Annotated in this window: 16 protein-coding genes; 12 read left to right on the top strand and 4 right to left on the bottom strand. The window is 69.8% G+C overall.

Translation table 11 applies throughout. The annotated features are described in order from the left end of the window. Window positions 1-857: 857 nt before the first annotated feature. Window positions 858-2,729, bottom strand: coding sequence for a translational GTPase TypA (gene typA, locus ABD339_RS06595; protein WP_344563167.1), 1,872 nt, complete (start codon window positions 2,727-2,729; stop codon window positions 858-860). 250 nt (window positions 2,730-2,979) lie between these two features. After that, window positions 2,980-5,403 carry an ABC transporter family substrate-binding protein gene (locus ABD339_RS06590; protein WP_344563165.1) on the bottom strand — a complete coding sequence of 808 codons (2,424 nt, stop codon included), beginning with the start codon at window positions 5,401-5,403 and terminating at the stop codon, window positions 2,980-2,982. An 824-nt stretch (window positions 5,404-6,227) separates the two neighbouring features. Here ABD339_RS06590 and ABD339_RS06585 point away from each other — a divergent pair. The 9 genes from ABD339_RS06585 (at window position 6,228) to ABD339_RS06545 (ending at window position 15,171) form a co-directional block, all read left to right on the top strand. Then, window positions 6,228-7,526, top strand: a complete 1,299-nt coding sequence (locus tag ABD339_RS06585) for an urea ABC transporter substrate-binding protein (RefSeq protein WP_344563163.1) — start codon at window positions 6,228-6,230, stop codon at window positions 7,524-7,526. Further along, a complete protein-coding gene (locus ABD339_RS06580; RefSeq protein ID WP_344563161.1) occupies window positions 7,523-8,368 on the top strand; it encodes a bestrophin-like domain in 846 nt (281 codons plus the stop codon). The genes ABD339_RS06585 and ABD339_RS06580 overlap by 4 nt, the downstream gene beginning before the upstream one ends. Window positions 8,369-8,530: 162 nt before the next feature. After that, a complete protein-coding gene (locus tag ABD339_RS06575; RefSeq protein WP_344563160.1) occupies window positions 8,531-9,268 on the top strand; it encodes an EF-hand domain-containing protein in 738 nt (245 codons plus the stop codon). 158 nt (window positions 9,269-9,426) lie between these two features. Next, on the top strand, window positions 9,427-9,714 hold the full coding sequence (locus ABD339_RS06570) for a hypothetical protein (protein ID WP_344563159.1): 288 nt from the start codon (window positions 9,427-9,429) through the stop codon (window positions 9,712-9,714). Window positions 9,715-9,766: 52 nt separating this feature from the next. Next, entirely contained in the window at window positions 9,767-10,600 is an 834-nt protein-coding gene (locus ABD339_RS06565; RefSeq protein ID WP_344563157.1) for a hypothetical protein, read from the top strand. 69 nt (window positions 10,601-10,669) lie between these two features. Beyond that, on the top strand, window positions 10,670-12,682 hold the full coding sequence (locus tag ABD339_RS06560; protein WP_344563155.1) for a fumarate reductase/succinate dehydrogenase flavoprotein subunit: 2,013 nt from the start codon (window positions 10,670-10,672) through the stop codon (window positions 12,680-12,682). Continuing rightward, on the top strand, window positions 12,679-13,467 hold the full coding sequence (locus ABD339_RS06555) for a succinate dehydrogenase/fumarate reductase iron-sulfur subunit (RefSeq protein WP_344563151.1): 789 nt from the start codon (window positions 12,679-12,681) through the stop codon (window positions 13,465-13,467). Before ABD339_RS06560 ends, ABD339_RS06555 begins: the two co-directional genes overlap by 4 nt. A gap of 719 nt (window positions 13,468-14,186) precedes the next feature. After that, a complete protein-coding gene (locus tag ABD339_RS06550; protein ID WP_344563149.1) occupies window positions 14,187-14,792 on the top strand; it encodes a hypothetical protein in 606 nt (201 codons plus the stop codon). Window positions 14,793-14,874: 82 nt separating this feature from the next. Further along, a complete protein-coding gene (locus ABD339_RS06545; protein WP_344563147.1) occupies window positions 14,875-15,171 on the top strand; it encodes a hypothetical protein in 297 nt (98 codons plus the stop codon). A 1,795-nt stretch (window positions 15,172-16,966) separates the two neighbouring features. Here the strand turns inward: ABD339_RS06545 and ABD339_RS06540 are convergent. Further along, a complete protein-coding gene (locus ABD339_RS06540) occupies window positions 16,967-17,419 on the bottom strand; it encodes an ATP-binding protein (protein ID WP_344563145.1) in 453 nt (150 codons plus the stop codon). Window positions 17,420-17,576: 157 nt separating this feature from the next. On the opposite strand from ABD339_RS06540, the gene ABD339_RS06535 reads away from it, so the two are divergent. From ABD339_RS06535 to ABD339_RS06525, 3 genes are read left to right on the top strand one after another with little or no spacing between them, the layout of a single operon-like run. Further along, window positions 17,577-18,419: a helix-turn-helix domain-containing protein gene (locus ABD339_RS06535; RefSeq protein WP_344563143.1), complete on the top strand. Its 843-nt coding sequence runs from the start codon at window positions 17,577-17,579 to the stop codon at window positions 18,417-18,419. After that, a complete protein-coding gene (locus ABD339_RS06530) occupies window positions 18,416-18,619 on the top strand; it encodes a DUF397 domain-containing protein (RefSeq protein WP_344563141.1) in 204 nt (67 codons plus the stop codon). Before ABD339_RS06535 ends, ABD339_RS06530 begins: the two co-directional genes overlap by 4 nt. Before the next feature lie 11 nt (window positions 18,620-18,630). Further along, complete coding sequence (locus ABD339_RS06525; RefSeq protein WP_344563139.1) at window positions 18,631-18,810, top strand: DUF397 domain-containing protein; 180 nt, start codon at window positions 18,631-18,633, stop codon at window positions 18,808-18,810. A gap of 99 nt (window positions 18,811-18,909) precedes the next feature. On the opposite strand, the gene ABD339_RS06520 is transcribed toward ABD339_RS06525, so the two are convergent. Continuing rightward, a complete protein-coding gene (locus tag ABD339_RS06520; RefSeq protein WP_344563137.1) occupies window positions 18,910-20,001 on the bottom strand; it encodes a hypothetical protein in 1,092 nt (363 codons plus the stop codon). Window positions 20,002-20,122 lie beyond the last annotated feature (121 nt).

Raw genomic sequence — 20,122 nt, 5'->3', positions numbered from 1 at the left:
GGTGCGTGACCCATTAACCCGAGCTTTACGCACCCACTATCCGCCCTTTCGCCCCCCGCGAACCAGAGATTCTGGATCTCGTTTTGGTTACACCTACACTTAAATGTTCGCTGAACGGGCAAACGGGATCCTCCAAACGCCACAATCCGGACTCTTTGGCAAGCTGACGCCCCGTTATCCGGACGCCCCCGGCTCACGCGAAGAGGCCGCACCCGAAGGCACGGCCCCTTGCCGTCACTCTGGCTCCACATCACGGAGAGCTACTCTCCGCGCGTAGCTGTCCCGCAAGACCACCCCGAAGGGGGCCGCCCCAAAAGGGGCGCGGGGAACCGCGCGACCAGCCACAACACCCCGTCAGCAAACCACCGGCCCCAAGGGGGCACCCCGACAGGGGCGCAGGGAACCGCGCGACCAGCCACAACACCCCGTCAGCAAACCACCGGCCCCAAGGGGGCACCCCGACAGAGGCGCGGAGAACCGCGCGACCAGCCACGACACCTCGTCAGCAAACCACCGGCCCCAAGGGGGCACCCCGACAGGGGCGCAGGGAACTACGCGACCAGCCACAACACCCCGTCAGCAAACCACCGGCCCCAAGGGGGCACCCCGACAGGGGCGCGGGGAACTGCGCGACCAGCCACGACGGCCCGTCAGAAATTCACCGGTCCCAAGGGGCACCGCCCAGGAAGGCACCAGCCAAAGAAGTCACCAGCCACACAGGGCGCCAGCCACACAGGGCGCCGGCCGAAGAAGTCACCAGCCACACAGGGCGCCGGCCAAAGAAGGCGCCGGCCAAAGAAGGCGCCGGCCAAAGAAGGCACCCCCACAGAGGAACCCCCAAGGCACAGCGCCCAGCGTCACCGCTTGGCGCGGGCCGCCGCCCGTGCGCGCTCCTTCATGTCCAGGTTCACCTTGCGGATGCGCACGGTCTCCGGGGTGACCTCAAGGCACTCGTCCTCGCGGCAGAACTCCAGCGACTGCTCCAGCGAGAGCTTGCGCGGCGGCACCAGGTTCTCCGTGGTGTCGGCCGAGGCCGCGCGCATGTTGGTCATCTTCTTTTCCTTGGTGATGTTGACGTCCATGTCGTCGGCGCGGGAGTTCTCGCCGACGAGCATGCCCTCGTACACCTCGGTGCCCGGCTCGATGAAGATCGTGCCGCGCTCCTGAAGATTCATCATGGCGAACGGCGTGGCCTTGCCCGCCCGGTCGGCGACCAGCGAACCGCTGTGCCGGGTACGCAGCTCGCCGAACCACGGCTCGTGGCCTTCGAAGAGGGAGTGCGCGATGCCGGTGCCGCGGGTCTCGGTCAGGAACTCCGTACGGAAGCCGATCAGGCCGCGCGCGGGCACGATCCACTCCATGCGCACCCAGCCGGAGCCGTGGTTGGTCATGGTCTCCATGCGGCCCTTGCGGGTGGCCATGAGCTGGGTGATCGCGCCGAGGTGCTCCTCGGGGGCGTCGATGGTCATCCGCTCGACGGGCTCGTGCAGCTTGCCGTCGATCTCGCGGGTGACGACCTCGGGCTTGCCGACGGTCAGCTCGAAGCCCTCGCGGCGCATCGTCTCGACCAGGATCGCCAGCGCCAGCTCACCGCGGCCCTGCACCTCCCAGGTGTCGGGGCGCTCGGTGGGCAGCACCCGCAGCGAGACGTTGCCGATCAGCTCGCGGTCCAGCCGGTCCTTCACCAGGCGCGCGGTGACCTTGTGGCCCTTGCCGCCCTTGCCGACCAGCGGCGAGTTGTTCGTACCGATGGTCATGGAGATCGCGGGCTCGTCGACCGTGATCAGCGGCAGCGCGATCGGGTTCTCCGGGTCGGCGAGCGTCTCGCCGATCATGATCTCCGGGATGCCGGCCACCGCGCAGATGTCGCCGGGGCCCGCCTTCTCCGCGGGCTTGCGGGTCAGGGCCTCGGTCATCATCAGCTCGGTGATGCGCACGTTCTGGACCGAGCCGTCGCGCTTCATCCAGGCCACGGTCTGGCCCTTCTTCAGCTCGCCCGCCTCGACGCGCAGCAGTGCGATACGGCCGAGGAAGTTGTCCGCGTCCAGGTTGGTGACGTGGGCCTGGAGCGGCGCGTCCGCCTCGTACACGGGCGCGGGCACCGTCTCCAGCAGCGTGGTGAAGAACGGCTCGACGGTGGTGCTGTCGGAGGGCACCTCGCCGTCGGCGGGCTGCGTCAGGGAGGCGACACCGTCGCGGGCGCAGGCGTAGACGATGGGGAACTCGATCTGCTCCTCATCCGCGTCCAGGTCCAGGAACAGGTCGTAGGTCTCGTCCACGACCTCGGAGATCCGGGCGTCCGGGCGGTCCGTCTTGTTGATGCACAGAATGACGGGGAGGCGGGCCTCCAGCGCCTTGCGCAGCACGAAGCGGGTCTGCGGAAGCGGACCCTCCGAGGCGTCCACCAGCAGCACGACCGCGTCCACCATCGAGAGCCCGCGCTCGACCTCGCCACCGAAGTCGGCGTGGCCGGGGGTGTCGATGATGTTGATGGTGACCGGGTCACCGCCGTCCTTGGGGTGGTACTTGATGGCGGTGTTCTTCGCGAGAATGGTGATCCCCTTCTCGCGCTCAAGATCGTTGGAGTCCATCATCCGGTCGTCCACGGACTCCAGCTGATGGGCCGCGAAGGCCCCCGCCTGCTTGAGCATGGCGTCGACCAGAGTTGTCTTGCCGTGGTCCACGTGAGCGACGATGGCGACGTTACGGATGTCGTGGCGGGTGGGCATGCTGGGGCGGGTCTCCCGGGTTGCTGGATGGGGCCGCGCTCTCCGCGCTGCGGTACCTGCGCGCCCTCTTCGCCGGGCACCTCTCGCCACGGCCTCATCAACCATGGTACGGGGCCGCGCGCCAAGCGCCGGACGGGGCCGGTGCACGGCGCCGCCCGGCGCTGGTCGCCGCCGGTACTCGCTGGTCGGGGTGCCGGGGCCCCGCCGGGGGGCGAGGTGCTCCGGCTGGAGGTGGCCGGCCCGGACCGGGTCAGCCCTTGTGGTAGCCGATGTCCTGGTAGCGGGGGGTCGCGAAGCCGAAGGCTCCGGCGTTGGCCAGTCCGCGCTTGGCCGCCACCAGCTGCGGACGCTGGTAGAGCGGCACGGAGCCTGCCACCGCCCAGATGCGGGCGTCGGCCTTCCCCATCAGGTCGCGGCGGCGGCCGTCGTCCAGCTCCCCGGTCGCCTGCTCGAAGAGCTGGTCGATCTGGTCGGTGCCGACCCGCGCGTAGTTCTGTTCGACCAGCAGCGAGCCGTCGGCCGCGGGCTGCGGCTTGGAGAAGATCGGCTTGGTCTCGGTCGCCGGGTAGGCGGAGGCGGGCCAGGTGAAGAGCGCCAGGTCGTACTCGCCCGCCGCGATGTGGTCCTTGAAGTAGCTCTCGTCGGGGACTTCCTTGATCTGGGTGCGGATCCCGACGCCGTTGAGCATGTCCGCGATGCGCCGCCCGGTGGCCCGCAGCGACGCGGAGCCCGCTCCGCCGGGCAGGACGAAGCGCAGCGCGAGCGGCTTGCCGTTCTTGGTCCGTACGGCCATGGACGTGCCGCCGGTCAGCAGCCGCAGTTCGCCGCCCGTCGCACGCACCTTCTCCGCGGTGGCCAGTGCGGCACGGGCCCGGCTCAGTTTGCGCGGGGAGTCCCCGAGCCGGGCCTGCGCCAGTTCGAGGTGCGCGGCCTGCGCGAGGAGGGCGCCGCGCTGGCCGGTGGCCGAGGCGACGAGGCTGAGCGGCTTGCCGGTGACCCGGGCCATCTGGGCGTGGGTGAGGCGGACGACGGACGCCTCGGCCTCGGCCCGGTAGGGCGCGGAGGCCCCGGCGTCGGGTGAGGACGCCTCGTCGGGCGGCTCACCCGGACCGCCGGCCGGCTTCTTGCCGTGCTCGCCGTGTGTGCCGTGCGCCCCACGCTCGGGGGGGTGGGCCTTCTTGCCGCCCGGCTTGTCCGCGCCCGCGGCCTTGCCCTGGAGGATCGAGCCACCGGTCTTCCAGCCCGCGTCGGCCAGCAGCGACTGCGCGGAGTCGATGTCCATGCCGCCGGCCGCGTCGCTGTTGTCCCGGTAGCCGTCCTGGTTGGCCATCCGCAGGTGGTTGCCGAGCGGGTGGTCGGGGAGGCCGACGCCGCCGAGCGCCTTGTGGGCCAGCGCACCCCGGTCCAGGGCGCGGACGACGGCGCGGCGTACGCGCTCGTCGGCCAGGGGGCCGCCGGAGCCGTTGAGGGAGAGCTGGGTGTAGGCCGAGTCGAGGGCCTTGCGCACCTCGTACTTGCGCAGCGCCTTGCCGAGACCCTTCGGGAGGGCGGCGTGCCGCCGGCCCGGGTGCGCGTGCCGGTGTGCGGCGTCGTGCCCGCGTTCGGCGTGCTGGTCCTGGTGCTGTGGGGCGTGGTCTGCCTGGCGGGCCGCCTGCTCGTCCTTGTGGTCCGGCTTGTCCCCGTGCCGGACGTGCGGGCGCCTGGGCCCGCCGAGCTGGTGCGCGGCGCCGATCTTCCTGGCCGACGCCTCGTCCACGTCGGCGAGGTCCAGCTTCCCCTGTGCCAGAGCCTTGGCCCGCTTGTCGCGGGGTACGGCCGTCAGTTCGATACGGCTCAGCTTCGCGGGCTCGCCCCACCAGTGCGGGTTGCGCTCCAGGACCGTGGTGGCGTTCTTGGCCTTGCCCCCCTTGGCGTGCACGCCGTGCTTGGCGTTCTTGGCGGCCTTGCTCTTGCCGCCACCGCCCTGGGCGGCGCCCACGACGCGGAAGGGCCCGGCCGAGGCGGGCAGCGCGATGCGGGTCCTGTCGTTGAACGCCTTCGGGCCGTGCATGGCCTGGCGCGGGTAGAGCGGGGTGAACAGGGAGCGCCAGTCCGCGTAGGGCTTGGCGAAGACGACCTTGACCTCGCGGGGCCCGTCCCCGCGGGTGACCTTGCGGATGCGGTCGTAGCCGGCGTTCCTCGCCGTCCAGTACGCGTCGCTCTTGCCGCTGAGCGCCTTCCACTGGGCCCGGAAGTCGGCGGCGCCCATGGCGCGGCCGTCGCTCCAGCGTGCCTTGGGGCTGAGCTTGTAGACCACGGTCTGGCGCGGCTCGGTCCGGGTGACCTCCGCCGAGCGCAGATAGTCCTCGTTGGCCTTCGGGGAGCCCTGCTCGTCGAGGGTGAAGAGGGCGGGGAGGGTGGCGCCGGTGACCTTGGCCGTGGCCTCGCCCGCGTCTGGCTGGAAGGCGTTGAAGGTGGCGGGCGCCGCATCGACCGCCCAGCGCACGGTGCCGCCCGAGGAGACCTGCTGCCGGTCGGTCGTACGGATGTCGCCCGTCGCGTCGTGGAGGGCGCCCGCCTCGGCCCCGGTGGCCGATCCCGCCCCGGCGAACGGGAGCGGCAGCAGCGCCCCCGCGACGATCGCGGCACCCGTCCGGCGGACGGCTCGCGTCTTGCGGACGGCTCTCGCTGACACGGCCGGGCTCACTGGCCCGTCTGATTCGGCTGGGACGGCTCGCATCTGAATCCTCCAGGGCTTGCCGCACGCCCGCGTACGTCCACCCTCAGCGGTTTTGGCGGCTCATCACATCTTTCGCCCCACTGAAGGCGCTCCCGCGCGGGAGACCCCGCAGACACGGCGCACGGCCCCCGCACGCCACCCATGCGGAGCACGCGGCACTCCGGCAACGCGGGGCCTGCCCATCCGAGCCGCGCGGCTCGCCGCTCCCCCCGCGCCGCCCGGTCAGCACCCGCGGAGGCCGGGTCCCCGCGGAGGCGGGGCGCGCCGCCTCCTCTCAGCTCCCCCTCACACCTTCGGCAAGCCCCCGGGAAGGCAGGTCGCCGCCTCACCCGGTCGGCCGGTGCGCGCACACGCGCGCGGCGGCAGCGGCCGGTGCACGGCGGGGGCGGCCGGCTGAGGGTGCCGCGCACCCGTGCGAGGGCAGCGGGGCGGGTGTGCACCGCTGGGGTGGGGGAATCCGAAATCCCTTGCCCGCGCATGGTTTTGAGAAAAGAGGAAGCGGCCATTGCGGCGAACTCCGGGAACAGCGACGCCATTTCACTCATTCGAGCCGCAACGTGAGAATCCGTGGACTGCGGGCCCATTGTGCGTGGATGCTTCACGGTGCGTGGACGATTCACGGCAGGTCGGCAGGTCAAGAAGGGCGCCGCACAAGGCGAGGAGGAAGTGATGCGGGGGGCTGGCGAGGTGAACGGGATGAGCGGGACATTCCTCGGCCGGACCCGGCGGTACGGGAATTGCCAGCGGTCGCGATGAGGCCGACCGCGCGGGAGCGCGGGATGGTCGTGCTGATGACGGTGGCGGTCCTCGCCTACTCCCTGCTCGTCTCGGCCGTCACACCGGCAGGGCCGCATCCCAGGCCCCCGCTGCGGGTGGGGATCCTGCACTCGCACACCGGCCGGCTCGCCCCGGCGGAGAAGCCGCTCAACGACGCGACGGTGATGGCGATCGACGAGATCAACGCCCAAGGAGGGCTGCTGGGGCGGAAGGTGGTGCCGGTTCTCACGGATGGGCGCTCCAGCGGAACGGTCTTCGCGAAGGCGGCGGAGAGGCTGCTGACCAGGGGCGGAGTTCAAGTGATCTTCGGTGGCTACGAGTCGGCCGCGCGCCGCAGCATGATTCCGGTGGTGGAGCGGCACGGCGGGCTCCTCTTCTATCCGGCGGTCTACGAGGGCGGCGAATCCTCCCGCCACGTGGTCTATACCGGAGCGACCCCGAACCAGTACATCACCCCGGCCATCCAGTGGTTCCTGGACAACGGGGCCCGCACCTTCTTCCTCGTCGGATCCGATTACATCTATCCCCGCGTCTCCCTCGCCCTCGTCCATTCCCAACTGGTCTCCGCAGGCGGCCGGGTGCTCGGAGAGGAGTATCTGCTGCCCCGTTCACGAAACGTCGCGGACACTGTCCGGAGAATCCACAAGGCCGAGCCCGATGTCGTCGTATCGGCGCTCGCCGGCGATACCAACGGTCCTTTTTTCAGCGCGCTCAGAAGTGGGGGCGCCGACGCGCAGCGTATTCCCGCGCTCCATCTCGTGGCGGACGAATGGGAGTTGCGTTCGCTGGAGGCCCGCAGGAAATCCGGGGCCTTCGTCGCGGGCGACTACGTGGCGGCCAACTATTTCGAGTCCCTGCCGGACCGCGCCAACCAGCTGTTCGTACGGCAGTTCAAGCGGCGCTACGGCCTCCCGCATGTCTCCGACACCATCGCGGCGGCCTACGCCGGGGTCCAGCTGTGGGCGCGCGCGGTGCGGGCCGCCGGGGACACCTCGCCGGAGGCGGTGCTGCGCGCGGTGCGCGGCCTGTCCGTGAAGGCGCCGGGCGGCACCGTCTACGCCGACCGGCAAAACCGCCACCTGTGGAAGCGGGCCCGCGTGGGGCGCATCCGGCTCGACGGCAGGATCGAGCCGGTCTGGTCCTCCGAGGCCGTCATCCGCCCGGCCCCCTACAGCCCGTACCGCAGCAAGCAGGAGTGGGACAGCCTCGTCAGCTACCTGTACCGGGGGTGGGGGCACCGGTGGGAGCGCAGGCCGGGCGGTCCCAGGCTCCCCCTGGAGTCCCGGCCCGGGGCCCCGTGAAGCACCACCGGCTGTGGCTGTCCTGGCTCCTGCTGCTGGGCTCCGGCGCGGGGCTGGTCGCGGTCCGGCTCGCGGACCTGCCCGCCGCGGTGACGTGCCTGCTGCTGGTCGCCACCGCCGTGGTCCTGGTCAACGCGGGGCTGCCGCTGGCCCGGTACGGGGTGCGGCATGTGGTGGCCGAGCAGAACGTGGCGGTGCAGGCGGCGGTGTTCGCGATCGTCGGCTCGCTGTACGCGACCCTCGTCCACTTCTCCGTCGTCGTCGTGTGGGACGGCTACTCGCGGGCCGACAGCGCCGCCGCGCAGGAGGCCAACGCGCTGGCCGATCTGGAGCGGATGTCCAAGGGCTTCTCGGGGCCCGTGCACCGGCAGGTCCGCGCGGCTTCGCTGACCTACACGGGCCTGGTCATCGACGACGAGTGGCACGTGATGACCCGGCGCGGCTCGGACCCGCAGACCCAGGCGGCGCTGGCCGAGCTGTGGACGATCTACACCAGCATGGGCCCGGAGGACCGCGAGAACGCCCTGTACGCGCCCTCCATCGAGCGCCTCAACCAGCTCGACGACAACCGCAGGCTGCGGCTGCGCGCGGGGATACGGGACGTTCCGGCCGTGGTCTGGCTGATGTTCTACTGCGGCGGGGTACTGGCGGTCGTCACCGTGTTCCTCTTCGGGGTCCGCCGCGGCTGGCTCCAGCGGGTCATCGTCTCCGTGCTGGCCGGCATCGTGGCGCTCACCGTCTTCCTGGTCACCTCCTTCGAGAAGCCCTTCGAGGGCGACGCGGCCCTGCGGCCCGACGCGTTCCAGACCGTCCAGGACCATCTGCGCTCCCAGGAGAGATGAGCCGCCGTGTGCCCCTGCCCCGCTCCGTGGCCGCCGCCGTGGCCGTGGCCGTTCCACCGACGGATCCCCCGGCACGCGCGCGCGGGCCCGCCGGAGCCGGGTGCCGCGCCGGGTGCGCCGGGTGCCGCGCGTGGTGAGCCGGTCGTCCCGGGCGCGCGGGGAATGCCCGGGGCGCCCGCCGCGGCGCTGGATCCGCTGCTGCGGTGGAAGGCGCACCGCTGGTACGACTGCCTGCTCGACACCGGCCCGGGCCCGGGTTCCGGTCCCCGTTGGGATTCCGGTTCCGGGCCCGCCTTGGGCTCCGCCCCCTCCACCCTCCCCGCTCCCGGCTCCCTTCCCCGCCCTGAATCCGACTCCGGCTCCGGCTCCGGCTCCGGCTCCGGGTTCCGGTCCCGGCCCGGCCGACGGCTGACGTTCCGCGACTACGAGCTGGCGGCCGAGCGCCTCACCCGGTCCTTCCGGCGGCGCCCCGGGTGCCGGGAGCACCGCCGGCTGCTCGGGTGTTTCCGCAGGCTGTGGCGGCTGCACGACCGCGCGGGTGCCGGTGTCCAGGACCTGGAGGCGTTCACCGCGGGGCTCGCCCTGGCGCTCGCCGGGCGGCGCCGGGCGCTGGTGGCGGCCGTCAACTCGCTGTGCTGCGCCATGGTGGATCTCGCGGACGCGGACGGCGACGGCGTGCTGTCCGAACGCGAGTACCGGGTGCTGCTGGCGGCGGGCTTCGGGCTCCGCGGGGAGGACGAGCTGCGCACCGCCTACAGCACCCTGGACCGCGACGGCAGCGGCATGCTGGAACACAACGAGGTCCACGAGGCGTTCGTGGAGTTCTTCACCAGCGCCGACCCGCACGCGCAGGGCAACTGGCTCCTGGGCGCCCCTCGTACGGGTGACACCGGTCCGTAGCCCCGAGGGGCCTCGCGGCCCGTGCTGCGGGGGTCTGGGCGCTGGTCCGTCCGGGCGGAAAGGTGTGACGCACCCTTCACAAGCGGGAGTGTGACGCGCAACACTCGCCAACGCGCATGGACCACGCCAGCCGCCACCACCGCGGAGGTGGGCAACTCATGTCTCTGCAAGACGAACTGACGGCCGCTCAGCGCTGTCTCGACGATCTCGCCCGCGCTGTCGGCCGCTTGGAGGAGCGAGTAGGCACGGGATTGGAGATCCGCCGGGTGCGGAGCGACACCGAACATCTGAAGGAGTCGCTCTCCCTCCTGAGAGCCGCTGCCCCCCGGCCGCCGGCCGAGCCGCGCGTCGAGATGGTGACGATCCCCGAGCAGCCCTACGACACGGGCCTGTGGACGGACGTCGACGACGAGGGGCTGGGAGCGCGGGACCGGCACGCGCCCTGAGGCGGCAGCTCCGTACTGCCCTGACCCCCCGTCGTCACACCCGGAGAAACCGTTGGCCACTGGCACCGAACCCCAACTGAACACGGGCCCGCAGCCCGGCGGCGTGCGTGGCGGCACGCGCGCCGCCATCGCCGAGCCCCACCTGCGCAAGGACCGCTGGTGGCTCGCCCCGGCCGTCACCGCGTTCGGGCTGCTCGCGTTCGTCGTCTATTCGACCTGGCGCGCCTTCGCGAACACCGACTACTACGCGGCGCCCTACGTGTCGCCGTTCTACTCGCCCTGTCTGGCGGACAACTGCCACACCATGAAGGGCGGCCCCAACTTCGGCCTGCTCGGGGACTGGTGGGGGCTGTCACCCGCGCTGATCATCCTGATCTTCCCGCTGGGCTTCCGGCTCACCTGCTACTACTACCGCAAGGCGTACTACCGGGGCTTCTGGGCCTCGCCCCCGGCCTGCGCCGTGGCCGAGCCGCACAAGAAGTACACCGGCGAGACCCGCTTCCCGCTGATCCTCCAGAACATCCACCGCTACTTCTTCTACGCGGCGGTGCTGGTCGCGCTGATCCTCACCTGGGACACCCTGCTCGGCTTCCGCGACGAGCACTACGAGTGGGGCCACATGGGCCTGGGCACCGTGGTCTTCCTCGTCAACATCGTGCTGATCTGGGCCTACACCCTCTCCTGCCACTCGTGCCGCCACATCGTCGGCGGCCGGCTGAAGCACTTCTCCAAGCACCCCGTGCGCTACCGCATGTGGGGCTGGGTCGGAAAGCTCAACGCGCGCCATATGCAGCTCGCCTGGGCCTCGCTGATCAGCGTCGCCCTCGCGGACTTCTACGTCTACCTGGTGGCGACCGGCGCCTTCACCGACCCGCGCTTCTTCTGAGCGGCGGCTTCCGTTGAGCGGCCGGCTCCTTCGGCGCGGCGGCTTCTTTCCGAGAGGGATGTACGAGACATGACGCAAGTGGAACGCCAGCAGTGGGACGTGGTGATCATCGGGGCCGGTGGCGCCGGGCTGCGGGCCGCGATCGAGGCGCGGGAGCGGGGCCTGCGCACCGCCGTCATCTGCAAGTCGCTGTTCGGCAAGGCCCATACGGTGATGGCCGAGGGCGGCATCGCGGCCAGCATGGGCAACGTCAACGAGGGCGACAACTGGCAGGTGCACTTCCGCGACACGATGCGCGGCGGCAAGTTCCTCAACCAGTGGCGGATGGCCGAACTGCACGCGCGCGAGGCCCCGGACCGGGTGTGGGAGCTGGAGACCTGGGGCGCGCTGTTCGACCGTACGGCGGACGGCCGGATCTCGCAGCGCAACTTCGGCGGCCACGAGTACCCGCGCCTCGCCCACGTGGGCGACCGCACCGGCCTGGAGCTGATCCGCACCCTCCAGCAGAAGGTCGTGGCGCTCCAGCAGGAGGACTTCAAGGAGTCGGGCGACTACGAGGCCCGGATCAAGGTCTTCCAGGAGTGCACGGTCACCCAGATCTTGAAGGAACGCGGCCTCAAGGGCGGGGAGTCGGTGTCCGGCGCGTTCTGCTACGAGCGCGAGTCGGGCCGGTTCTTCGTGCTGGAGGCCCCGGCCGTCGTCCTGGCGACCGGCGGCATCGGCAAGTCGTTCAAGGTGACGTCCAACTCCTGGGAGTACACCGGCGACGGGCACGCGCTGGCGCTGCTGGCCGGGGCCTCGCTCATCAACATGGAGTTCGTGCAGTTCCACCCGACCGGCATGGTCTGGCCGCCCTCGGTGAAGGGGATCCTGGTCACCGAGTCGGTGCGCGGCGACGGCGGGGTGCTGCGCAACTCCGAGGGCAAGCGCTTCATGTTCGACTACGTGCCGGACGTCTTCAAGGAGAAGTACGCCGAGTCCGAGGAGGAGGCCGACGGCTGGTACGAGGACCCGGACAACAACCGCCGCCCGCCCGAACTGCTGCCCCGCGACGAGGTGGCCCGCGCCATCAACTCCGAGGTCAAGGCGGGGCGCGGTACCCCGCACGGCGGCGTCTACCTCGATGTCTCGACCCGGATGTCGGCCGAGGTGATCAAGCGGCGGCTGCCGTCCATGCACCACCAGTTCCTGGAGCTGGCCGATGTGGACATCACCGCCGAGCCCATGGAGGTCGGGCCCACCTGCCACTACGTGATGGGCGGCGTGGACGTGGACTCGGAGACGGCGGCGGCCCGTGGCGTGCCCGGCCTCTTCGCCGCCGGTGAGGTCGCCGGCGGTATGCACGGCTCCAACCGGCTGGGCGGCAACTCCCTGTCCGACCTGCTGGTCTTCGGCCGACGGGCCGGACTGCACGCGGCCGAGTACGCGCGCGAGCACGGCGCCGCGCGGCCCGCCGTGAGCGAGGAGCAGATCGCGGCGGCGGCCGACGAGGCGCTGCGCCCCTTCGGTGTGGCCGAGGCTCCCACGTCGAAGACCGGCACGGCCTCGCCCCCGGAGAACCCGTACACCGTCCATCAAGAGCTTCAGCAGGCGATGAACGACCTGGTCGGCATCATCCGCCGCGAGGAGGAGATGACCCAGGCCCTGGCGAAGCTGGCAGAGCTGCGCGGGCGGGCCAGGCGGGCCGGGGTCGAGGGCCACCGGCAGTTCAATCCCGGCTGGCACCTGGCGCTGGACCTGCGCAACATGCTGCTGGTCAGCGAGTGCGTGGCCCGTGCGGCGCGCAACCGCACCGAGTCGCGCGGCGGCCACACCCGCGACGACTACCCCGGGATGGACCGCGAGTGGCGCCGCGCCAACCTCGTCTGCACGCTGGCCGGCGCGACGGCCCCGCCGGAGGCCCGGACCGCGACGGACGGGCCCGGGGGCTCCGGCGAGGCCGGTGCCACCCGGAGCGAGAGCGGCGGGCGCATCGCCATCCGCCGCCGCGAGATGCCCCCGATCCGCGGTGACCTCCTCGATCTGTTCGAGAAGGACGAACTGATCAAGTACCTGACCGACGAGGAGCTGACGACCGAGTGACTACCGCTGCGGACACGACGAGCTACGACGCGCACTTCAAGGTCTGGCGCGGCGATGTGGACGGCGGCGGCCTGGAGGACTTCACCGTCGAGGTGAACGAGGGCGAGGTCGTCCTCGACATCATCCACCGCCTCCAGGCCACCCAGGCCCCGGACCTCGCGGTGCGCTGGAACTGCAAGGCGGGCAAGTGCGGTTCGTGCAGCGCCGAGATCAACGGGCGGCCCCGGCTGCTGTGCATGACGCGGATGTCCGTCTTCGCGCGCACGGACGTCATCACCGTCACGCCGCTGCGGGCCTTTCCCGTGGTGCGCGACCTGGTGACGGACGTCGGCTTCAACTACACCAAGGCCCGCGAGGTCCCCGCCTTCGTACCGCCCCAGGACCTGGGCCCCGGCGAGTACCGGATGCGGCAGGAGGACGTGGGGCGCTCGCAGGAGTTCCGCAAGTGCATCGAGTGCTTCCTGTGCCAGGACACGTGTCACGTGGTCCGCGACCACGAGGAGAACAAGCAGGCGTTCGCGGGCCCGCGCTTCTTGATGCGCGTCGCCGAACTGGACATGCACCCGCTGGACGCGGCCGAGGACGAGGGCCTGGACCGCAAGACCACGGCGCAGGACGAACACGGCCTGGGCTACTGCAACATCACCAAGTGCTGCACGGAAGTCTGCCCCGAGGGCATCAAGATCACCGACAACGCGCTGATCCCGCTCAAGGAGCGGGCAGCGGATCGAAAGTACGATCCGCTGGTGTGGCTGGGGAATGTGATCCGGCGGCGCAGCACGTAGGGGTCCTTACGCGCTGATGTCCGCGCCCTGACCGCCGATATGCGATGCTCCCGACCGCGCGCTGCGGCCGGGAGCATCGCATATCAGCCCCTGCACCGGCAGCGGGCCCCTCGGCGGTGAACCGTTCAAAAACAGGACGCGTATCCCACTCAGGATGGACAGCAGTGAGGATTCGCACCACTGGAGGATCTGTGCCAGGCAAGGGTTCCCGACAGCACGTGCAAGGCGGCAATTCCCATGCACACAGGCAACGGGTTGAGCAGGCAGCGAGTGCATTTTGGGATGATCCTGCCAACTACGGCAAACTACCCAACCGTAAATACCCGCTCCTGGGCGAATACTTCCACAGCGCCCGATACACCAAAAACGCCAACTTGTCGGAGGCGATGCGGGGCATCCTCACGGAGAAGGCTGGGCTGGGCGACAGGTTGAAACTAAACGAAGCAGGCCGGTGGCAACTGAAACCTGACAGGCCAGAGGAGAACAGTCGGCCGGCCCCAACCGTGAGAGACGGGGTGTACATAGGCGAAGACAGCAGGGCGCAAGGCATCGTGATACCGGCAGACGATCCCCAACCCAGCATCCCCGACGCCGCCGGTTCCGCCCAACGTCCCTGGGCGAAGGCGCAATACGACGACCTCGATGCCGGGCTCCGGCAGAACCGCTGGGCACCCCAAGCGGCCTGGGAGACGCGGGCAAGCCAGGGGCCGCAGGGTCCGATGAGCGGTGCGCCGGTCACGGTGGATCAGCTGGCCACGCAGTTGCAGGAGTACCTGGCACAAGGCGACACCGAGCAGTCCCTTTACTTGCGCGACGAGTTGGTCAACAGGCTGGACGCCCGTGCGGGAGCCGCGCCGGAGGCCATGCCGGAGCCGTACCAGCAAGCAGCCAGCGACTACGTGATATCCGATCAGACGGAGTACGCGGCAGCCGATGCCCCGCACTGGGCGACGGCCTCCTACCCGGCAGCACCCTTTCAGCCGACGGCCTTCCAGCCAGGCCCCTACGAGGGGGCGGCCTTCCCACCGGACCCCTACCAGTCGGCGACCTTCCAGCCTGCCCCTCACCAGACGACGTCCTTCCAGCCACACTCCTTTCAGGCACCGCCCCTCCGGACTCAGGCAGCTCCTGCCTACCCGGCCCTCCCCGGCGTCGGTGCGAACGCCTCGCTCGGACAGGCCGTTCGCGGGAATCTTCCGCCGGGCGGGCAACCGACCGGCAGGGCTCCCGACGCCGCCTCGTATACGGGCGTAGCGGGTGCGCTCCCTCGCCAGCGGGCTCAGGCGGCAGGCAAACAGGCCAAGGGCGGCGGCCTGGCGAGGTAGTACCGGCCGCCGCCCAGCGCGCCTCGGGGAGCCGCGGGGCCGGGGCCGCGAGATCGACGGCGGCGACGTAGGGGTACGGCGGATGCGGCGCGCCCACCGGAAGCCGCGCCGGGCCGCCGAAGCGGGCGCCGACCACGTCGCCCTTCCCCTCGGACAGCACGGCGCACAACCGCACCATGCCGATCCACCGGTCCACCTCTTCGTCCGGGATTTCCAGGTCAACTGCCGCCTCGCGGACGCTGATGAGTCGTTCGCGCAGTTCTTCGACGGTCACCCGGACAACCTAGAGCCCGGCACCGACAACCGGCGGCGGCGGACGATGACGGCGGTCGGCACCGGCAACCGGCAAGGGGCGGGACCTCAACCGGACCTCGATTGAACCCTCTACGGGGCAGAGCCGTTGCCCGTCCGGAAGCGGATGACCGGCTTCCTTACCCGTGGAGAACGGTGAGACCGTGCCTTCCGTACCACCATCAGCAGAGGTGAAAGGAGCCGAGCAGATGGCAGATCAAGGTTCTTCCGGTCGCCCGAACCGGAGGTTGGTGGCTCAGATCGGCAGGTTGGAGACAGACGAGCTGGTCGATCTCTACAGGATGAATGTGGAAGAAACGGGCGCGCGCCACGCGGAGATGGCCGAATACCTGGGCGACGAGTTGCGCCGCAGGCAGCAGGCCCCTGCGGCGGCCGGACCGACGGTCATGTCAGAGCGGCACGGGCCGACAGCGCGCGACGTGGTCGGGTACCACCAGTCAGCAGCGCCCCACCAAGCGGCCCCCTCGGAGGCTCCCTCCCGGGGATTGCCCTCCCAGGGAGTGCCCTTCCGCGTAGAGGCGCTCCAGGCAACGCCCCACCAGACAGCACCCTCCGAGATCGCCTTCCGGGCAACGCCCGCCCGTGCAGCGTCTCTCCGCCCGCTCGCCCCCGCCACCCCCGAAAGCCGCGCGGCGTCGACGACTCCCGGTGCCGGTGCGGCGGGCACACCACCAATCGGCCGGGCCGCTCGGGAGAATCTCCCCAGGGGCGAGCGGCCCGCCCCCGGGGGCCATTCCGCAACCGACAAGAGGGTCATCGACCGGGTTCTCCATCAGCAGAAACTCCGGCCCCGCAGCGGCCCGACGATGTAGCGCCGCTCTCGCGCGACAGCACGAGTTGCTTCGGCGTCGTCGTCGGCATCGTCAACGCCCCGCGTCGCGTCGCGGGAACCGCCGATCGTCGCGGCGCACATCGGCGCATCCCACGCGGATGGCCGCACAACGCGAGGATGAAGGCGCACGCCGAATCATGGCGGTTCACCGCGGCCCGACCAGCATTGATCGCGCGGGGACGCACGGCCGTGGTCCGCGTCGCGTCACGGGGGGGGCGCAACTGCCCTCCGACTGAACCCTTTAGGGCGCGGAGCCGTTTCCCCTCAGGAGCACATTCCTACTCATCATCAGCGGAGAAGAGGGAGCGGAACAGATGGCAGATCAGGGTCCCTACGGTGGACAGGACGGGCAGCAGCCGGGGTTGCAGGGCGGTGGGCGACTAGGTCAACTGGCCCAGGATCTAATGAATGCAGCGCAAGCAGGTAACGCGGGTCAAGTTCAGAAACTTGGCGAGAAATTCACCAGCCCGCCGTCTAAGCCCGTAGGTGAACTGGCCCAGGGTCTGATGAATGCAGCGCAAGCAGGTGACGCGCGTCAAGTTCAGCAATTCCGCAATGCGTTGCTCGATACGTTGCCGCCCCTCAGTGACAGGCAGGCTGCTGCGGCACCCGCCCACGAGACCAGTTCCGCTGTCGGTACCAACACGACAGTTGGACCGGCCGCTCGCGGGAATCTCCCGCCGGGAGGGCGGCCGAGCACGCCTCCGCCCCTTAACGCGGAGAACGAACGGGTCGTACAACGAGAGATCGCCCGACAGATAGCGCGAACCCAAGGCTCGAACTCCAAAGGACCCAGGAGGTAGTACCGACCACCCGGACCCGCCACGGAGGCGGGCGACGGCGGTCGTCAGTCTGCTCGCCGACCACGCGCCCGGGCCTCCGGCGCCCTCAGCCGCGCCGCCCCCGATTAGCGCCGGACGGCGTTTTCACAGGAGGCCCGGCTCGGTTGGGGGCTGAAAAGTCAGATCCGGGCCTGGTCCTTCGTCAGGTCCGAGGGCGACCAGGCCCGGCTCGGTTGGGGGCTGAAAAGTCAGATCCGGGCCTGGTCCTTCGTCAGGTCCGAGGACGACTTCCCGCTCCCGATCTCGACCTCCGCCCAGACCGTCTTCCGTGGGTACGGCCCAGGCGACACCCCCCACCGCGACGCCAGCGCGGCGACGAGCAGCAGCCCGCGCCCCGACTCGGCGTCGTCCGCCGGGTCGGGCGGCTCGGCGGGCGGGTGCGCGTCCCCCCTTGTGTCGGTCACCTCCACGCGCAGCGTGCAGTCGCCGCTCAGGCACAGTTCCAGCCGGAAGTTACGGCCCGGCACGCGGCCGTGTGTCGCCGCATTGGCGGCCAGCTCCGCGACGACGAGCGCCGCGTCGGAGGTCTCCTCCGACGGCACACCCCAGGCGCACAGTTGAGCCACGGCGATCAGCCGGGCGAGGCGTGCGCCGCGCCGGGTGGAGGACAGCAGCACGCTGAAGTGGGTTTCTTCGTTCACATCACCCAGCGTGGTCACTCGTACATAGGCTGAAAAGCGCTGGCGGCCGAACTGGCCCCGGTGGGCCGGGTGTTGTACGGGTCTGTACGGCTCGTACGCCGTGCCCCCGCGCGGTGTGCCCGTGTTGGGCACAGACAGTCGAAGAAAGCAGGCGCGTATGACGGACGAGGACAACGGGTCGGACCTGGGTCTGGAAGAAGACGACTCCCTGGCGGTCATGCGGGCCGTCGGCCGCATGGTCAAAGTATGGCGCGAGGGCGCGGGGCTGACCCAGACCGGGTTGGGCACGCAAATCGGCTACTGCGAGGAGATGGTCTCGGCGGTGGAGCGCGGCAAACGCGTACCGCAGCCGGAGTTCCTGGACAACACGGATGTGGCGCTGGGCGCGAACGGCAAGATCTCCGCGATGAAGAAGGATGTAGCCGGCGCCCGTGTCCCGAAGAAGGTACGGGATCTCGCCAAGCTGGAGTCCGAAGCTGTCGAACTGGGTGCGTACGGCAACCACAACATGCATGGCCTCCTACAGACCGAGGAATATGCGAGGGCGCTGTTCAGCATGCGCCGACCCGCGTACAGCGAAGATGAAATCGACCAGCAGGTTGCTGCTCGGATGGCTCGGTGCCAGATCTTCGAGCGACGCCCCGCCCCCACGCTCACCTTTGTCCAGGAAGAGGTAACGCTGCGACGGCCATTGGGCGGCAGAATGGTGCTACGCCGACAGCTCGAACACCTGCTGGAGCTTGGGCAGATGAGGCACGTCGGAATCCAGGTGATGCCGACTAGCTGCGAGGAGCACACAGGTATGGGGGGCCAGCTCCAAGTCCTCAAGCTCAAGAACGGTTCGACGGTGGGGCACTGGGAGGCTCAGCTCGCCAACCGCCTGGTCTCCGATCCCAAGGAGGTGCGGATCCTGGAAATGCGGTATGGAATGATCCGGTCGCAGGCGCTCGCCCCTCGGGAGTCGCTGGCCTTCATCGAGAGAATTCTGGGAGAGACATGACACACAAGCGCCGGGCCGTAGTTGCTGCCTCACCGAGGTGGGTCAAGAGCAGTTACAGCAGCAACGACGGCCCAGAATGCGTCGAGGTGGCAACAACCCGCAACACCGTCCACGTCCGGGACAGCAAAGACACCACCGTCCCCCACCTCACCATCTCCCCCACCGCATGGGCGGACTTCCTCACCCACACCACCCACTGAGGCGGCGGCCCATGAGGTGGGTCAAGAGCAGCTACAGCAGCAACGACGGCCCTCAGTGCGTCGAGGTGGCAACCACCCCCGGCACCATCCACATCCGGGACAGCAAAGACACCACCATCCCCCACCTCACCATCTCCCCCACCGCCTGGGCGGACTTCGTTCGCACTCGTCGCGCGGGCCGACCGGCCTGATGAGGTCCGCGCCCGGCGCGGCGATCGGCGGCGTCGGCGTGCTGGCGTCGCCGACCACGCCCCTCCGGCGACAAGTGCCCTCCCCGTGGGCACACCGCGTCAGGAGGGGGCCGGCCCCTTGCCCTTGCCCGTGACCTGGCCCTGAGGCTGGGACTGGAGCCAGGCCACCCCGGACCGTGCGTACACCTGCGGCGGGCCCGGCTGCTGAACCTGCTGGGCCTGCCAGTTCGGCGTGGGTCCCAAAGCCTGCCGGGACGATTGGGCGTGCGTCGCGACGGGGTTCATGTACGCCGTGGCCCCGGAGCCGGGAACCAGGGCCAGGCCATCGTCCACGGCAGGGTCACCCATGACCAACCGGCCACTCATGCCGTCCGGGGCCCACGTCCACTCCTCGGCCATGGACACGTCCCCGACCGACGGCGGTACAGCTCCAGCCTCAAATGTCCCCGGGGCATACACGACATCGCTTTCCGCACCGTCGCCCGGACCCCTGTACGGCTGACTCCATTCCTGCATGAACATCTGCAATGCGTACGACTGGTCCCGTCCCTGCGATGCGTCCGGGGCCTGGTGCTGCGGCGGAAACTGCTGATCCTGCGACGCGTTCAGCGGCAGACCAGAACTCGCCACGGACGCGGGCTCACCGAAGTAGTAAATACGGGGCTTTTTACCGTCCAGCACTTCCGCGTCAATCCTGAAGCGGCCAGTCTTCATCTGGATCAGCGGGAGGCCCGCGTCCCGCTCCAACGCCCGCCCTTCCTCATGCCCCGCCGTACACTCTCCACTCATTAGTACCAATTGCTTCAGGCGCCGGCCCGTGCTCGTTGCCCAGTTCGGGAGGGTTCCGTACGGCTGTCCACCCGGGGCATAAAGCGCGCGAACATTCGCAGCATGCTTCAGGTCGGTTTCGTTCGACTTTTCGGTCGGGGCGATCTTTACGCTGCTGCTGATTTTCAGTCGGTCAACCCTACCCTTTGCCAGCGCAACATCATATTCCTTCAGCACCTTCTCCTCTTCGAGGTTCACCGCCGCCTTGTTCTTGGGATTACGCAAATTCGACGCCCGCACCCCAATTTTCACGTCTCCTTCAACCACATCCCGGGCAGGCACTTTTCCACGCGACTGTGGATTATTCTCGTAATAGGCGCGGAATGCTTCCGCATAATCCTCACCACTGAGAAGATTCGGCATAAGGTCCTCCCGGATATATCGCGAAAAGAAAGCACTTCACACGTCAACGTGCCACAGAAGATCACCGGTTCGACTCCGAACGTAGACCCGTGAACTCCTCGACACGACCCAGCGGTACACC

Source organism: Streptomyces axinellae (assembly GCF_039532135.1).
GTDB classification, from domain to species: Bacteria; Actinomycetota; Actinomycetes; order Streptomycetales; family Streptomycetaceae; genus Streptomyces; species Streptomyces axinellae.
Note: the sequence above shows the minus strand (reverse complement) of the source record. Positions and strands in the feature narration are given on the sequence as shown.